The sequence below is a fragment of the Streptomyces sp. NBC_00341 genome (assembly GCF_041435055.1).
Classification (GTDB): Bacteria; Actinomycetota; Actinomycetes; order Streptomycetales; family Streptomycetaceae; genus Streptomyces.
Genome location: NZ_CP108002.1, coordinates 8,207,658 through 8,223,684 on the forward strand (window position 1 = coordinate 8,207,658; position 16,027 = coordinate 8,223,684).

Consider the following 16,027-nt stretch of genomic DNA (forward strand, 5'->3'; position numbering starts at 1 on the left):
GCCGTGGATATTCCCCGTACTGAAGGCGAGTGCTCCCTTCGAACCGTGGCAACGTCAGAGAAGCAGCCCTTGACGGGGTGGTAGATCCTCAAGTGCCAGGTACTGCGACAGTAATTTCGGAATTACATTCGCGATGGCCTCGGCCAGCCGTTCATTTCTCGTTCACGGGAGGGAATTGGGATGTCGTACCGACAGCGATTCCGCAGGCTCATACCAGGGGTGGTCACGATATTGGTGGCGACCTCGCTGTTCTTCGTCGTCCGTACATCGGTGTCCGCCGCGGGCGGTGAAGAGGCTGCTGCGGCGTACAAGTTCAAGGAAATGCCGATCGCGATGCCACCCGGATACGACTCGCAGCCGAAGAAGACGATCCGTGAGGTGAACCCTGCCTACGAGAAGATCCGCGCCTGGATCTCCTCGGTCGGCGCCAGCATCGCGGTCAACGATGTCACCGGCCACGGACTCGCCAACGGCATGTGCATCGTCGACACCCGTACCGACTCGGTCGTGGTCACCCACACCCCGACCGCTCCTACCGCCGACCGGTTCACCCCGTTCGTGCTGGACGGCAAGCCGCTGCCGATGGACGACGCCATGGCACCCACCGGCTGCACCCCCGGCGACTTCAACGGCGACGGCCGCAACGACTTCCTGGTCACCTACTGGGGACGCACTCCGGTGCTGTTCCTGGCGAAGTCCGACGCCAAGACCCCGTCCGCGTCCGCGTACGTCCCGCGCGAGGTCGTCGCCTCGCAGAGTCTCGACGGCAAGTACCACGGGCCGCGGTGGAACACCGACGCTGTCTACGTCGCCGACCTCGACGGCAGCGGCCACCCGTCGATGATCGTCGGGAACTACTTCCCGGACTCCGACGTGCTCGACCCGAACGGCCTCAACAACGTCGAGATGAACGACTCGCTGTCCAGCGCGAAGAACGCAGGCGGTGACCACGTGCTGCGCTGGTACAAGGGATCGGCCGGCACCAACCCGGACGTCTCCTTCGTCGAGGAGAAGGACGCCATCCCGTACGCCAACTCCACCGGCTGGACGCTGGCCATCTCCGGCGCCGACCTGACCGGCTCCGGGCTGCCCGACGTCTACATCGCCAACGACTTCGGCCACGGGCACCTGCTGCACAACCGTTCCACCCCCGGCAACATCCGCTTCACGGAGGCCAAGGGCGAGCGCACCCCGACGACGCCGAAGTCGTTCGTGCTCGGCAACGGCTCCTTCAAGGGCATGGGGGTCGACTTCGGTGACGTCGACAGCAACGGCAGCTTCGACATGATGGTCAGCAACATCACCGTCGCCTGGGGCCTGGAGGAGAGCAACTTCCTCTGGGTCAACCAGGCCGACAGCCCGGCCGCCGCGAAGGCCGAACTGCAGGACGGCATCGCCCCGTTCAAGCAGGAGGCGCAGAAGAACGGCGTCGCCTGGACCGGCTGGGGCTGGGACGCCAAGATGGGCGACTTCCTCAACAACGGCCAGCAGAACATCCTGCAGGCCGACGGCTTCGTCAAGGGCGACATCGACCGCTGGCCGTGGCTCCAGGAATTGGCCATGACCAACGACAACCTGCTCTCCAACCCCGCGATGTGGCCGCACGTCGGCCCCGGTGACGACCTGGCCGGCGACGAGGTGATGGCGTTCTATGCCCGGACCAGCAGCGGCAAGTACGCGAACGTGAGCAAGGAGCTCGGCCTCGACGTCCCGATCCCGACCCGTGCGATCGCCACCGCCGACACCACCGGCAGCGGCGCGCTGGACTTCGCGATAGCCCGCCAGTGGGGCCCTCCGGCGTTCTACGCCAACCAGGCCCCGAAGCTGGGCAAGGACCTGACACTGCGGCTGTACCGGCCCGCGCCGGACTCCACCGCTGGAGAGGGGCTGGCCGCGACCGGCTCGCCCGCGTACGGCACCACGGTGAGCATCACCACGCCGCAGGGGCGGCAGATTGCCCAGCTCGACGGCGGCGGCGGGCACGGAGGCTTCCGTAGCTTCGACGTGCGCTTCGGCCTCGACACCTACACCGGCCCGGTGAAAGCGCACTTCACGTGGCGCGACAGCGGGGGCGGCCTGCACACCAGGACCCAGCAGCTCTCCGCGGGCAGCCACACCCTCATGCTGACCGACGACATCCAGGAGGTGACGAGCCGATGACCGACAACCGTTCCCGGACTGTCGAGGCGGCTCCGCACGCCGCCCAGCCCCACACCGAGAAGAAGAAACCCAACCGGGATCCCCGCTACCTGGCACTGCGCAACTTCGCCATCTCCATGAGCGTGTTCAACATCCTGGGCTACACCCTGCTCGGCTTCGAGCAGCCCTGGCTGTGGCCGATCATCTGCGCGCCGTTCGCCTACGCGGTCGAGATGATGCTGGAGATGATCAGCGCCTGGGCCCAGAAGCGCCGGCCCCGCTTCCTGGGCGGCGGCTTCCGCAGGGTGTACGAGTTCCTGCTGCCCGCCCACATCACCGCGCTCGCGGTGAACATGCTGCTCTACGCCAACGACCTGCTGCTGCCCATCCTGCTCGGTGTCTTCATCGGCGTGGCCGGCAAACACGTCCTCCAGGCACCGATCAACGGCCGCATGCGGCACTACATGAACCCGTCCAACTTCGGTATCACCGTCTCGCTGCTCATGTTCGGCTCCTGGATCAGCATCGCCCCGCCGTACGAGTTCACCGAGAACGCGAACACGTTCTTCCGGGTCGGCATCCCGCTGGTCATCGCCACCGCGGGCACGGTCATCAACGCCATGCTCACCAAGCGGGTGCCGCTGATCGTCGGCTGGCTCGGCGGCTTCGTCATCCAGGCGGTGCTGCGCCACTTCATATGGGACGTGGCGATCTGGTCCGCGCTCGGGCCGATGAGCGGTGTCGCCTTCGTGCTCTTCACCAACTACATGATCACCGACCCCGGAACCACCCCCTCGAAGGGCCGCAACCAGTTCATGTTCGGCTCCTCTGTCGCCATGGTCTACGGGCTGCTGATGGTCTTCAACGTCGTGTACACCCTCTTCTTCGCCACCACGATCGTGTGTGCCGTCCGCGGTATCGGCTGGTGGGTCGCCCACGGTCTGCAACGGCGCCGGGGCAACGACGCGACGAGCGGCACGGTGGCGCAGCCCACCGATCCACAGCGCCTGGCCGGCAACGAGGTGGTGGCAGCATGACCGTAAGCGAACCGAGGCCCGTGACCACGGCCGAGAACGACGAGCGGGCACCCTCGGGCCGCATCGCGGTGGTCGGCATCGCCTGCCGCTACCCCGACGCCGAGAACCCCGAACAGCTCTGGCAGAACGTACTGGCGGGCCGCCGTGCCTTCCGTAAACTGCCTGACCAGCGGATGCGCGCCGAGGACTACTACTCACCCGACCCCACCGCGCCCGACCGCTTCTACAGCGCCAAGGCCGCGGTGATCGAGGGCTTCGAGTTCGACCGGGTCCGCTACCGGGTGGCGGGCAGCACCTTCCGCTCCACCGACATGACCCACTGGCTCGCCCTTGACACCGCGGCCCGCGCCCTGGAGGACGCCGGCTTCCCGTACGGCGAGGGGCTGACGGGCGTCAACACCGGCGTCATCATCGGCAACACCCTCACCGGGGAGTTCAGCCGGGCCAACCTGATGCGGCTGCGCTGGCCGTACGTCCGCCGCACCGTCGGCGCCGCGCTGCGCGAGCAGGACTGGGACGACGAGGCACTCACCGTGTTCCTCGACAGCCTCGAACAGCGCTACAAGAGTGCCTTCCCGCCCATCGGCGAGGACACCCTGGCCGGCGGCCTGGCCAACACCATCGCAGGCCGCATCTGCAACCACTTCGACTTCAAGGGCGGCGGTTTCACCGTCGACGGCGCCTGCTCGTCCTCGCTGCTGTCGGTCTCCACCGCGTGCGACGCGCTGGCCCGCGGCACTATGGACGTTGCCGTGGCCGGCGGCGTGGACCTGAGCATCGATCCCTTCGAGGTGATCGGCTTCGCCAAGACCGGCGCGCTCGCCACCGGCGAGATGCGGGTCTACGACAAGGGCGCCAACGGCTTCTGGCCCGGCGAGGGCTGCGGCATGCTGGTCCTGATGCGGGACGAGGACGCCCGCGCGCAGGGCCGGTTCCGCTACGCCACCGTCGCCGGCTGGGGCTACTCCTCCGACGGGAAGGGCGGCATAACCCGGCCCGAGGCCAGCGGTCACCGGCTCGCCATGCGACGCGCCTACCGCACGGCCGGCTTCGGCATCGAGACCATCGGCTACTTCGAGGGCCACGGCACCGGAACGGCCGTCGGTGACGCCACCGAACTGCGCGCCTTCTCCGAGGCCCGCCGCGCCGCCGGGGCCCCCGCCCCGGCCGCCCTGAGCACAGTCAAGGGCAACTTCGGCCACACCAAGGCGGCGGCCGGCGTCGCTGGGCTCCTCAAGGCGATCCTCGCGGTCCGCCACCAGGTGATCCCGCCCGCCACCAGCCATGTCGACCCGCATCCCGAACTCCTCGGCCCCGAGCCCGCGCTGCGGGTCCCCGACCGTGCCGAGCTGTGGCCCGAGGGCACGCCCATCCGGGCCGGGGTCTCCTCCATGGGCTTCGGCGGCATCAACGCCCACGTCGTGGTTGAGCACGCCGACGGCCTGCGGCGCAGCGCCGTGCCGAGCGTCACCCGCAAACTGGTCGCCTCCCGACAGGACGCCGAGCTGTTCCTGCTGGACGGCGCCGACCCGGAGGAACTGCGGGAGAAGGCGACCCACCTCGCGGAGTTCTGCGCCCAGCTGTCGTACGCCGAACTCGGCGACCTGGCAGCCACGCTCCAGGGCGAGCTGGACGGCCGGCCATTGCGCGCCGCAGTGCTCGTCGCCTCGCCCGAACAGGCCACCGAGCGGCTCACCGAGCTGGCCGGACAACTGGCCGCCGGAGTCCGCTCGCTGCTGGACACCCCGGGGGGTGTCTTCCTGGGCAGCGCCGGATCGGCCCCCCGGATCGGCTTCCTCTTCCCCGGCCAGGGCGCCGGAAAACGGGGCGACGGAGGCGCGCTGCGCCGCCGGTTCGCCGCCGTGGACGAGCTGTACGACCGGCTCTCGCTGCCCACCGACGGCGACCTGGTCGCCACCGACGTCGCCCAGCCCAGGATCGTGGCCGCCTCGGTCGCGGGCCTGCGCATCCTGGACATCCTCGGCATCGAGGCGGTCCGGGCCACCGGGCACAGCCTCGGGGAACTGACCGCCCTGCACTGGGCGGGCGCCATGGACGAGCCGACCGTGCTGAGCACGGCCGGCGCCCGCGGCCGGATCATGGCCACGGCCAGCGACGGCGACGGCACGATGGCGGCACTCGCGACCACCCCCGCACTCGCCGAGGCACTGACCGTCGGCGAGCCGGTGGTGATCGCCGGCTACAACAGCCCGCAGCAGACCGTGGTGTCCGGCCCTGTCGCGGCGGTCGAACGGGTCTGCGCACGGGCGGCGGGCCAGGGCGTCGGCGTGGCGAGGATCAATGTCTCGCACGCCTTCCACTCACCGGCCGTCGCCCCGGCCGCGGCCGGACTCGCCGAGCATCTGGCAACCGAGCAGTTCGGCCGGATCGGCGGGGGCCTGGTCTCCACCGTCACCGGCGGACTGCTGCCCGTCGAAACCGACGTCGTGGACCTGCTCACCCGGCAGGTTCTGCAACCGGTCCGGTTCACCGAGGCGCTCCAGGAGATGGACGGCGAGGTGGACCTGCTGATCGAGGTCGGACCGGGACACGTACTGAAGTCGCTGGCCGCCGACATCCTGCCGGATGTGCCCGCGGTCGCCACCGAGGCGGACGCCCTGTCACTGACCGGGCTGCTCGGCACGGTCGCCGCCGCCTGGACGATGGGCGCGCCGGTCCGGCACAGCCGGCTCTTCGCCGGGCGTTTCACCCGGCCCCTGCCGCTGGACAAGGAGTTCCTGTTCTTCGCCAGCCCCTGCGAGTCCAACGGCGAGGACTTCGTGCTGGAGCAGTCGGTATCGGCCGCGCTGCCCGAGCTCACCGTTCTCGCGCCCACCGCCGACACCACGGCAGCCGGCGGGGAGGATGCCTCCAGCCTGGAGGTACTGCTCCGGCTGGCCGCCGAGCGGGCCGAACTCCCGGTCGAAACGGTCGATCCGGCGGCCAACCCACTCGATGAACTGCACCTGAGCTCCATCACCGTCGGCCAGATCATGAATCAGGCCGCCCAGGAGCTGGGCATCTCCGCCCCCATGGTCACCACCGCGTTCGCCACCTCCACGCTGGGGCAACTCGCCGAACTCCTCGACGAGCTGGCCGAGCAGACGCCCGACGACCACCAGCCGTCCGCCGCCCCCGGCGTCGCGAGCTGGGTACGCCCGTTCGTGGTCGATCTGACACCGGCCGAGCTGCCCGGCGGCCCCGCCGCCGGGCCCGGTGGCGACTGGGAGGTCTTCGCCTCCGACCGGCACCCGCTGGCCGGCCCGCTGGCCGAGAAGCTGCGCGCGACCGGGCCCGGCGCGGGCGTCCTGCTCGCCCTGCCCCGCGACTGCGGCCAGGAGCACATCGGGCTGATGCTCGACGCCGCCCGAGCCGCACTCGACCCGGATCGGCGTGCCGCCGGCACCCGGCTGGTCGCCGTCGGCGACCGCAGGGGAGCGGCGGGCCTGGCCAAGACGCTGCACCTGGAAGCACCGGACATCCCGGTCACCGTCGTCACCCTGCCGTTGCCCGAGGGCATGACGGCTGATGCGGCCGAGCGGATCAGCGTCCGGATCGCCGCTGACGCGGTGGCCACCGCCGGGTTCAGCGAGGTGCACTACGACGCCGATGGCGTGCGGCGGGAGCCGGTGCTGCGGGCGGTGGAGCTCGCGACGGACTCCACCCACCAGGCGCTGGACGAGGGCGACGTCCTGCTGATCACCGGCGGCGGCAAGGGCATCACCGCCGAGTGCGCCATCTCGCTGGCCGGGCCGAGCGGTGCGGCGATCGGGCTGATGGGCCGCTCCGACCCCGCCGAGGACGCCGAGCTCGCGGACAACCTGGCCCGGATGGAAGCGGCGGGTGTCCGGGTGTACTACGCGCGGGCCGACGTCACCGACGTCGACCAGGTCAAGGCCGCGGTCGGCGAGATCACCAAGGCGCTCGGCCCGGTCACCGGGCTGCTGCACGGTGCGGGCCGCAACCAGCCGCAGGCACTCGCCAACCTGGACGAGGACTCGTTCCGCCGCACACTGGCCACCAAGATCGACGGTGTGGAGGCCGTGCTGGCCGCGATCGACCCGGCGGCGCTGCGGCTCTTCGTGACCTTCGGCAGCATCATCGGCCGGGCGGGACTGCGCGGCGAGGCGGACTACGCCACCGCCAACGACTGGCTCACCGAGCTGACCGTCCAGTTTCAGCAGGACTACCCCGACTGCCGCTGCCTGGCACTGGAGTGGTCGGTCTGGTCCGGTGCCGGCATGGGGGAGCGGCTGGGCGTCCTGGAGGGGCTGGTCCGCGAAGGCATCGAGCCGATCCCCGCCGACCAGGGCGTGGAACTGCTCGGCCGGCTGCTGGCCGACACCGGTGTCCCGCCGGCCCTGGTGGTGATGGGCCGGGCCGGCGGCCTGCCGACGCTCACCCTGGAGCAGCGCGAACCGCCGCTGCTGCGGTTCCTGGAACGCGTCCAGGTCCACTACCCCGGCATCGAACTGGTCGCGGACGCCGAACTCGGCGGCGGCAGCGATCTCTACCTGCCCGACCACCTGCTGGACGGCGACCTGCTCTTCCCCGCCGTCCTCGGCATGGAGGCCATGGCCCAGGTGGCCACCGCGTTGACCGGCCACCAGGACACGCCGGTGCTGGAGGACATGCGGTTCCTGCGGCCCATCGTGGTCCCGGTGAACGGCACGACGACTCTGCGCGTCGCCGCCCTGGTCACCGGACCCGGCACGGTCGAGGCGGTGGTGCGCAGCAGTGAGACCGGCTTCCAGGCCGACCACTTCAGGGCCACCCTGCGCTTCGGCGGGCCGGAGCCGGCCGGCGACCAGGCGCCGGTCACCGACCAGGTGCCGCGGGTGCCGCTGGAACCCCGTGAGCTGTACGGGCCGGTGCTCTTCCAGGGCGAACGCTTCCAGCGGCTGCTCGGCTACCGGGACCTGGCCGCCAAGCACTGCCTGGCCGAGATCGACGACACTCCCCGGGCCGACTGGTTCGCCGCCTACCACCCGGGCGAACTGGTACTGGCCGACCCGGGTACCCGTGACGCGCTCATGCACTCCATCCAGGCGTGCGTGCCCGACGCCACCCTGCTGCCGGTGAGCGTGGCACGGCTGCATCTCGCGGCCCGGCCGGCGCGACACACCGGCCGACTGCTGTTCCTCGACGCCCGCGAGCGGTCCCGGGACGGCGACAGCTACCTCTACGACCTGGACGTCCGCGACGAGGAGGGCAGGCTGGTCGAGCGCTGGGAGGGCCTGCTGCTGCGGGCGGTGCGCAAGCAGGACGGAGCCGGCCCCTGGCTGCCGGCCCTGCTCGGCCCCTTCCTGGAACGGCGCGCCGAAGCGGCGCTCGGCCACCCGCTACGGTGCGTCGTGCTGCCCGGAGGCTCGGTGGACGGGTCCTCGGTGGACGAGCGCCGGCAGCGCACCGCCCAGGCTGTGAGCTGGGCGCTGGGGCGTACCACCGAGGTGCACCACCGGCCCGACGGACGGCCCGAACTGGCCGACAGGCGACGGGTGTCCTCCTCGCACGCGGCGGGCGTCACCTTCGCCGTGGTCGCCGACCAGGCCGTCACCTGCGACATCGAGGTGGCAGCCGATCGGCCGGCCGACGAATGGGCCGCGCTGCTCGGCCCCGACGGCCTGGCGCTGGCACGGCTGCTCGCCGAGGGGCGGGGCGAGGCGCTGAGCCTGGCCGCCACCCGGGTGTGGGGCGCGGTGGAGACACTGCGCAAGGCGGGCCACGCGGTGGCCGCGCTGAGCCTGGACGGCGACGCGGGACTGCCGTCCGGCTGGGTGGCCTTCCGGGGCGGCGCACACCGCATCACGTCCTTCGCGACCGCCCTGGAGGGCGTCGCCGATCCGGTGTCGTTCACCGTGCTGACCGAGGGGACCCGATGACGCAACCGGCCTACTACGAGTACCGCCACCTGGTGGGCTTCGAGGAGACCAACCTCGTCGGCAACGTCTACTACGTCAACTACCTCCGCTGGCAGGGCCGCTGTCGGGAGATGTTCCTGCGCGACCGGGCTCCCGAGGTGCTCGCCGACATCCGTGCCGACCTCAAGCTGTTCACCCTGAAGGTGGACTGCGAGTTCTTCGCCGAGATCACCGCCTTCGACGAACTGTCCATCCGGATGCGGCTGCTGGACCTCACACAGACCCAGATCGCCTTCACCTTCGACTACGTGCGGCTCGGTCCCGACGGAAGCGAAACCCTGGTCGCGCGCGGGCAGCAGAGGATCGCCTGCATGCGCGGTCCCAACACCGACACCCGTCCGACCAGGGTCCCCGAGCCGCTGCGGCTCGCCCTGGTCCCGTACAGCGTCTCCGGTACGGCGTCCTCCCGGACGCTCACCACTACTGCGGGGTGATCCACATGTCCATCGTCCCATCCGCCTCTGTTCCGCTGCCCGGTCCGCTCGACCTGCCGCCGCTTCCCGCGGAGGCGCCCGAGGCGGACATCCACGACCGTCGCGCACTGCGCGGGGTGCTGGGGCGTTTCGCCACCGGGGTGACCGTACTGACCGCGGGACGCGACGCGCCGCGCGGCATGACCGCCAACTCCTTCACCTCCGTCTCCCTCGAACCGGCCCAGGTGCTGGTGTGCGTAGTGAAGTCGGCGTCCATCCACCAACTCGTGATGGCCGAGCAGGCTTTCGCGGTCTCGGTGCTCAGCCGGGACCAGGAATGGGTGGCCCGCCACTTCGCCGACCACTCACGCCCGCGCGGTGCGGCGGAGTTCGCCGGCATCGACCACGAACCCGGCCGGCACACCGGAGCCCCCGTGCTGGGCCACGTCCAGGCATGGCTGGAGTGCCGGCTCAGCGCCATCCACGACGGGGGTGACCACACCATCTTCGTGGGCTCGGTACTGGGCGCGGGCAACGCGTCGGGCGAGGACCCGCTGCTCTTCCTGGGCGGGGCCTTCCGCCGCGTCGCCGCCTGACCCCGGTTCGAACGGGAAGCCCGGCCGCTGCCCCGGCCGGGCTTCCCGCGTTGTCCGCCGCACCCCGCGGCGGACTCCGGAACGCGAACGGCCGCCCCGGGCTACTGCTGCCCGGGGCGGCCGTTGGCGTGACCGGTCCGTCCTCGCCGGCGCACCGTCAGTTCCGCGCCTCAACGGTCATCGGCAGGCCGCCCTTGACCCGCAGGGTCAGCATCGGCTCGGCCCGCACCTTGTGGCCCGGGGGGACCGAGAGCCGCAGCCGGCGCAGCAGGACGGCGAGTACTACCGTGGCCTCCATCATCCCCAGGCTGCTGCCGACACAGACCCGCGGTCCCGCACCGAACGGTACGTAGCTGTACCGGTGCCGGTCCGCGGAGCGGCCCTTGGCGAACCGTTCCGGGTCGAACCGGTCCGGGTCCTCCCAGAAGTCCGGGTGCCGGTGCAGTGTGTAGGGGCACAGCACCACATCGGCGCCGGCCGGAACCCGGTAGCCGCCGATCTCGTCCGCCGCCAGCGCCCTGCGCGGCAGCAGCCACACCGCCGGGTACAGCCGCATCACCTCCTGGAGCACCATTGACGTGTACGTGAGCCGGTGGAAGTCCTCGATGGCCGGCAGCCGGTCGCCCAGTACCTCGTCGATCTCGGCGCGTACCCGGTCGCCCGCCTCGGGGTGCCGGTCCAGCAGATACAGCGTCCAGTTGAGGGTGCTGGCGGTGGTGTCGTGCCCGGCGAGCAGCAGGGTGATCAGCTCGTCGCGCATCCGGTTCTGCCGGACCGTCGGATCCCGCTCGTCGGCCGTCGCGTCGATGAGGCGCGAGAGCACGTCGTCGCGAGTGCCGTCGGAAGCCGGTTGCTGTTCCCGCTCCTGGGCGAGCGCGGCCACGATGCGGTTCAGTTCGGCCCGCGCCTTGCGGAACCTCAGCTGCAGGGGCAGCGGTACCCAGGTGGGCACCGAACTCAGGCTCATCATCTCGAAGACGGCCTGGTCCTGGACGATTTCGAAGGCCTCGCCGATGGACTCGTACGCGCCCAGGTCCGCGTCCAGCAGCGAGCGGCCGAGCACCCCGAGGGTGAGCCCGGTCATCTCCTGCCGGATGTCCACCGCTCCCACGCCCGCCGACCGCCTCAGCCGGCCGGCCAGCAGCAGCGCCTCCTCGCCGATGGCCCCGATCTGCCGGTTGATCCGGCGCGGCTGGAACGCCGGCTGGATCACCTTGCGCTGGGCACGCCACAGCGGGCCCTCACTGGTCAGCAGGCCGTTGCCGAGCGCGCGGCGGGCGTGCACCAGACCGATGCCCTTGTGGTAGTTGGCGCTGTTGTCGGTCAGTACCCGGCGGATGTGGTCGGGGTGGTTGAAGAAGTACAGGGTCTTGGGGCCGAGCGGCAGCCGTACCGCGTCGCCGTAGGTGGCCGCTGCCTCGGTCATCACTGCCAGCCGATCGGAGGCCATCCGGGCCAGGAGCAGCGGGGTGCCGGCCCGCGACGGCCCCGGTGGCCGACGCGGCCGGCCGCCGCCCGGCGGGGCCGGTACCGGGCCCACGCCGGTCATGCCCGCGCCTCGGGGGCGTCGCTGGAGACCCGCTCGGCTATCTCCCGGCGCCATACCTCGTACGCCGTCAGCCGGCCGTCCACGACGGGATCGGGCCGGGCCCGCGAGCAGACCTCGGTGACCTGCTGCGGGCTCATGCCGCAGAGCAGTTGCGCGGCCATTTCGGTGTGCGGTGTCAGCAGCCCGGCCTCCACCCGGGTGGTCGAGGCGAAGGCCACGCCCTGAGCGAGTTGCGGCCGGTAGTGGCCGGCCCGTTCGAGCAGGTACAGCAGCTCGGCCTCGCCGGCACCGCCGGCGTAGCAGGCGGCCAGGCCGACCCCGCTGTAGAGATCGGCCCGCCGGTTCGCCGCGAAGCTGTCCACCAGGTCCGCGACCACGGCCGGGTCGGTGCCGCCGATGAACCAGAGCGCCCGCCCGATGCCCTGGTCGACGGCGTGCCCGGCGTACCGCCGAGTCTCGTCGCCGGGCCACGGGAAGGACGGGTCCCGGTACTGCTCGCGCACATAGCGCTGGGTACGGAAGTAGGCCTGGTGGAACCCGTATCCGTCCAGGGCCAGCCAGCGCAGCAGTGGGTCGGCGGGTGCGATGGACGCCCACCGGAAGCGGGGCAGCCGGGCCATCGCCCAGCCGACCCCGACGTGCACCATGTAGCCGTGCGGGGCGCCGTGGCCCGCCAGGAAGGCCGGTATCCGGCCGTTGCCGGGTATCGGAAGTCCGTCCAGCATGGCCAGTCCCATCGCCGCGCCCTCGTAGGCGAAGCCGCGGAACCGCACCGGAATCCGTTCCAGCCGCTGGTGCGCCTCGTCCTGGTCGCGTGCCTCGACGGCGAACGCGTACCCGTCGAGGAAGGTCGCCCCGACCGTTTCGAGCGTCTCCCGCGCCTCGGGGCTCTTCTCGTGGAAGCCCCGGGTGGACAGCTTGGTCTCGTTGTGGCTCGGTGTCATCAGACGGCGCCTGACCGCTCGCCAGCTCGCGCTCATCGTTGCCCTCCAGCCCGCCGCGCGCCCCAACGGCCGCAGCTCTCCGGTTACATGCTCCGGTTCCGCGGCCCGCCGTACTACTTCTGCCGTGCCGGTACCGGGCAATTCAGGAGTAGGCACGGAACGGGTCGGGTCCCGACAATCAGTCGCGTCGCCCGCACGCCCCCACATCCGAGGTCTCGCATGCGGCCGTCCCGAACGGGAGCGGCCGGGATCGCGGACCTCGTGCACCGGTTCCGGCACCGCCCACCCCAGAGGAGACCTCACGTGACCGATACCACCTCCGTTCCGGCCCCGCCGCACGCCACGTCGCTCTTCGTCAACGGCCTGTTCCCGCGCCGCCGGGTCCTGCTCCTCGTGCTCAGTCTGCTCGGCGGCCTACTGATCGCCTACGCATGGTCCTCGAAGCTGGCGGACGACGAGATCGGCTTCCGTACCGCCAGCCAACTGCTCGGTCATGACGCCAAGGACACGCCGCTGTCCGGCATCGCCTCCGGGGTGCTCTTCGCCCTGGTGTCCGGGCTGGCAGGCTCCTTCACGGCCTGCAACGTGGCCGTGTTCGGAGCGGTGGGACCGCTGGTCGGGCAGATCAGCCTGACCCGCCGTCAGCGGCTGACACACGCGCTGCGGCCGCTGGGCTGGATGGCGGCCGGCATGCTGCCGGTCTCGGCCGCCTACGGGGTGCTGGTCGGTCTCGTCGGCACCCACATGCCGCAGTTCTCGATGGCGCAGACGCAGGGCATCTCACCCCGAATCGCCCAGGCCATGATCGTGTACGGGGTGCTCGGCCTGTTCATGCTGGCGCTCGGGCTGGCCGCGGCCGGTCTGATCCCCGACCCGCTGGCGGCAGTCTCGCGCCGGCACCCGAACGCTCCGCTGGTGTTGATCGGCGTCATGGTCGGCGCCTTCCTGATCGGCCGCCCCTACCCGCTGTTCCGTAACCTGTTCCGGCAGGCGGCCGAGGAACACAACCCGCTCTATGGAGCAGTCGCCTTCTCGCTCCAGTCCATCGGCAACTTCGTGGTGATGGCGGTGCTCTTCCTGCTCCTGTCCTACACCCTCAGCCGGCCCGTCCAGCGCTGGCTGGCCACCAAGCCCGGCCGGGTGGCGACGCTGACCGCGTCCGCGTTCCTGGTGGCCGGCGCGTTCACGGTCATCTACTGGGACATCCGGATGCTGGGCAGGCTCGACTACATATGGTTCCCGACGGCTCCCTGGAATGCGTAGCGGGTTTCTCTCCACCCCGGCGGAACCACCAACGGCGGCTCCGGGCCCTACTGGGTCCGGAGCCGCCGTTGTGCGGCCCCGGCCAAGGACTCCTGGGCCCGCTGCGGATCGTCCCCCGCGCCCAGGATCATTCCGCTCACCTGCGCCTCGAAGCAGACGTCCGCGGTGTTGGGCTCGACCAGGTAGCCGCCGAGATCCAGGGTGACCAGGCCGTGCAGGGCGATCCACAGTTGATGGGCGACCAGTTCGGGGTCGAGGGGACGGAAGCGGCCGGTCGCGGCGCAGCGCTTGACCGCTCCGACGAGGATGTCCAGGGTGTAGCGGCCGTGCTGCCGGTCGGCGTCGGTGAGGGAGAAACCGCTGAGACCCGAGCCGCCGAACATCACGTTGTACAGGTGCCAGTGCTCCCGGGCGTTGTCCCGGTACGCCCAGCCGAGCGCGAGCACGTCGGCGACCGGGTCGTCGCTCTCCTCGACCGCCCCCATCCTGTCGCCGAGCAGCCTGAACCCCTCGTGGACCATCGCGCGCACCAGGTCGTCCATTCCGCCGAAGTACGTGTAGACGGCCGTGGTCGAGGTGCCCACCATGGCTGCCAGCTTGCGGGTGGACAGTGCGGCCGGCCCCTCCTCGCCGAGCAGCTTCGCCGCGGCGTCGATGAGTTGGGGACGGAGATTCGGGTCAACGGGTCGTGGGCTCACCCTTGACAGTATGGCGGGCGGCTGTGACGCTCTTACGTGACAGCGTTACGTAACGGCGATACTCAACGGAGGAGGCGGCCATGCCTCGCACCACCGACCCTGCCCGCGGCACACTCCCGCACAGCACGGTGCACCTTCTCGGTCATGGCTACCAGCCGGTGCCGGCCGAGACCGACCACACCGGACTGACGGTGCGCGGCACGCTGCCGCCGCAGCTCGACGGAACCTTCCTGCGGATCGGGCCCAATACCCGGGGCACTCACGACCCCGCCGTCGACCACGCCCTGGGGGGCGACGGCATGGTGCACGCGATCCGGCTGGCCGGCGGCCGCGCGCTGTCGTACCGCAACCGCTGGCTGCGGACCGACGCGATCAGCGGCGCGCTCAACGAACTGCCCACTCCCGGGCCCCGTAACGGACCGGACGACAACGTCAACGCGAACCTGGTCCGGCACGCCGGCCGCACCCTGGCCGTGGCCGCCGCCACCGCCCTGCCGCTCGTCCTCGACTCAGGCCTCGCCACCCGCGCCCGCACCGACTTCGACGGCACCCTCCCCCGCGGCTTCTGCGCGCACCCCCTCACCGACCCGGTCACCGGCGAACTCCTCGCGGTCGCGACCGACCACGCGAGGGACGAGGCGGTTCTGCTCACCCTCGACGTCGCGGGCCGGGTCCGCGAAGCACTGCCGATCCCGGTCAAGGGCCGCCCCTGGATGCACTCCTTCTCCCTCACCGAACGCCACGCCGTCCTCTTCGACCTGCCGGTGACCCACGACCCCGCCGAGGCGCGGGCCGGCTCGCCCGTGCCCTACTCCTGGCAGCACGACCACGGTGCCCGGATCGGGATCGTGCCCCGCGGCGGCACGGACGCGGCCGCACTCTGGCTCGATGTCGCACCCTGCTTCGTCTTCCACCCGGTCAACGCCTTCGAGGAGGGCGACGGCCGGATCACCGTGGACGTGATCCGCCACGAGCGTGCCTTCGACCGTGACCGGCTGCACGCCAGCGAGTCGGCGCCCACCCTGTGGCGCTGGACCCTCGATCCGCGTGAGAACGCCGTGACGGAACGGCAACTGGACAGCCGGGTGCAGGAGTTCCCGCTGATCGACGAGCGGTACACGGGGCTGCCGTATCGGTACGCCTTCACCGTCGAACTCGACGCGGGCCAGGGCGCCGCGCTCTGCGGCCCGGCACTGCTGCGGCATGACCTCGCCACCGGCCGCTCGGAACGTCATGTCTTCGCCGGCGGACGGCTGACCGGCGAACCCGTCTTCCTGCCGCGCGAGGCGCGAGCCGCGGAGGCCGACGGCTGGCTGCTGACCCTGGTGTACGACCCCGCCACCGACCGCAGTGAACTGGTGGTCCTGGACACCGCCGAATTCACCGGGCCGCCCGTCGCTGTGGTTCCGCTGCCGGTGCGGGTGCCGCACGGCTTCCACTCGCAGTGGGCGCCGGGGGAGCGGTGAG

The 16,027-nt window shown here is 71.2% G+C and carries 10 protein-coding genes; 7 read left to right on the forward strand and 3 right to left on the reverse strand.

Annotated features, from left to right (window positions below):
• Window positions 1–180 precede the first annotated feature (180 nt).
• The 5 genes from OG892_RS36635 to OG892_RS36655 are packed head-to-tail and all read left to right on the forward strand — an operon-like array spanning window position 181 to window position 10,106.
• The gene (locus OG892_RS36635; protein WP_073734141.1) at window positions 181–2,160 is read left to right on the forward strand and encodes a VCBS repeat-containing protein; all 1,980 of its coding nucleotides are present in this window, start codon (window positions 181–183) and stop codon (window positions 2,158–2,160) included.
• Window positions 2,157–3,176 carry an enediyne biosynthesis protein gene (locus tag OG892_RS36640; protein WP_073734140.1) on the forward strand — a complete coding sequence of 340 codons (1,020 nt, stop codon included), beginning with the start codon at window positions 2,157–2,159 and terminating at the stop codon, window positions 3,174–3,176. Before OG892_RS36635 ends, OG892_RS36640 begins: the two co-directional genes overlap by 4 nt.
• Complete coding sequence (locus OG892_RS36645; protein ID WP_371631335.1) at window positions 3,173–9,058, forward strand: SDR family NAD(P)-dependent oxidoreductase; 5,886 nt, start codon at window positions 3,173–3,175, stop codon at window positions 9,056–9,058. The genes OG892_RS36640 and OG892_RS36645 overlap by 4 nt, the downstream gene beginning before the upstream one ends.
• Window positions 9,055–9,531 carry a thioesterase family protein gene (locus tag OG892_RS36650; protein WP_073734138.1) on the forward strand — a complete coding sequence of 159 codons (477 nt, stop codon included), beginning with the start codon at window positions 9,055–9,057 and terminating at the stop codon, window positions 9,529–9,531. The genes OG892_RS36645 and OG892_RS36650 overlap by 4 nt, the downstream gene beginning before the upstream one ends.
• A 5-nt stretch (window positions 9,532–9,536) precedes the next feature.
• Entirely contained in the window at window positions 9,537–10,106 is a 570-nt protein-coding gene (locus tag OG892_RS36655) for a flavin reductase family protein (protein WP_338012620.1), read from the forward strand.
• 157 nt (window positions 10,107–10,263) lie between these two features.
• On the opposite strand, the gene OG892_RS36660 is transcribed toward OG892_RS36655, so the two are convergent.
• Both OG892_RS36660 and OG892_RS36665 read right to left on the reverse strand, forming a co-directional pair.
• Complete coding sequence (locus OG892_RS36660; RefSeq protein WP_328864423.1) at window positions 10,264–11,655, reverse strand: cytochrome P450; 1,392 nt, start codon at window positions 11,653–11,655, stop codon at window positions 10,264–10,266.
• Entirely contained in the window at window positions 11,652–12,635 is a 984-nt protein-coding gene (locus OG892_RS36665; RefSeq protein WP_328864422.1) for a DUF1702 family protein, read from the reverse strand. The genes OG892_RS36660 and OG892_RS36665 overlap by 4 nt, the downstream gene beginning before the upstream one ends.
• Before the next feature lie 267 nt (window positions 12,636–12,902).
• Here OG892_RS36665 and OG892_RS36670 point away from each other — a divergent pair, with 267 nt between their 5' ends.
• Window positions 12,903–13,862, forward strand: coding sequence for a hypothetical protein (locus tag OG892_RS36670; RefSeq protein ID WP_073734135.1), 960 nt, complete (start codon window positions 12,903–12,905; stop codon window positions 13,860–13,862).
• A gap of 47 nt (window positions 13,863–13,909) precedes the next feature.
• On the opposite strand, the gene OG892_RS36675 is transcribed toward OG892_RS36670, so the two are convergent.
• The gene (locus OG892_RS36675; protein ID WP_073734134.1) at window positions 13,910–14,560 is read right to left on the reverse strand and encodes a TetR/AcrR family transcriptional regulator; all 651 of its coding nucleotides are present in this window, start codon (window positions 14,558–14,560) and stop codon (window positions 13,910–13,912) included.
• An 80-nt stretch (window positions 14,561–14,640) separates the two neighbouring features.
• Here OG892_RS36675 and OG892_RS36680 point away from each other — a divergent pair, with 80 nt between their 5' ends.
• On the forward strand, window positions 14,641–16,026 hold the full coding sequence (locus tag OG892_RS36680) for a carotenoid oxygenase family protein (protein ID WP_371631336.1): 1,386 nt from the start codon (window positions 14,641–14,643) through the stop codon (window positions 16,024–16,026).
• Window position 16,027 lies beyond the last annotated feature (1 nt).

Coding starts and splice junctions, on each gene's coding strand:
- OG892_RS36635 (WP_073734141.1), top strand. CDS start 181: ATGTCGTACCGACAGCGATTCCGCAGGCTCATACCAGGGGTGGTCACG.
- OG892_RS36640 (WP_073734140.1), top strand. CDS start 2,157: ATGACCGACAACCGTTCCCGGACTGTCGAGGCGGCTCCGCACGCCGCC.
- OG892_RS36645 (WP_371631335.1), top strand. CDS start 3,173: ATGACCGTAAGCGAACCGAGGCCCGTGACCACGGCCGAGAACGACGAG.
- OG892_RS36650 (WP_073734138.1), top strand. CDS start 9,055: ATGACGCAACCGGCCTACTACGAGTACCGCCACCTGGTGGGCTTCGAG.
- OG892_RS36655 (WP_338012620.1), top strand. CDS start 9,537: ATGTCCATCGTCCCATCCGCCTCTGTTCCGCTGCCCGGTCCGCTCGAC.
- OG892_RS36660 (WP_328864423.1), bottom strand. CDS start 11,655: ATGACCGGCGTGGGCCCGGTACCGGCCCCGCCGGGCGGCGGCCGGCCG.
- OG892_RS36665 (WP_328864422.1), bottom strand. CDS start 12,635: ATGAGCGCGAGCTGGCGAGCGGTCAGGCGCCGTCTGATGACACCGAGC.
- OG892_RS36680 (WP_371631336.1), top strand. CDS start 14,641: ATGCCTCGCACCACCGACCCTGCCCGCGGCACACTCCCGCACAGCACG.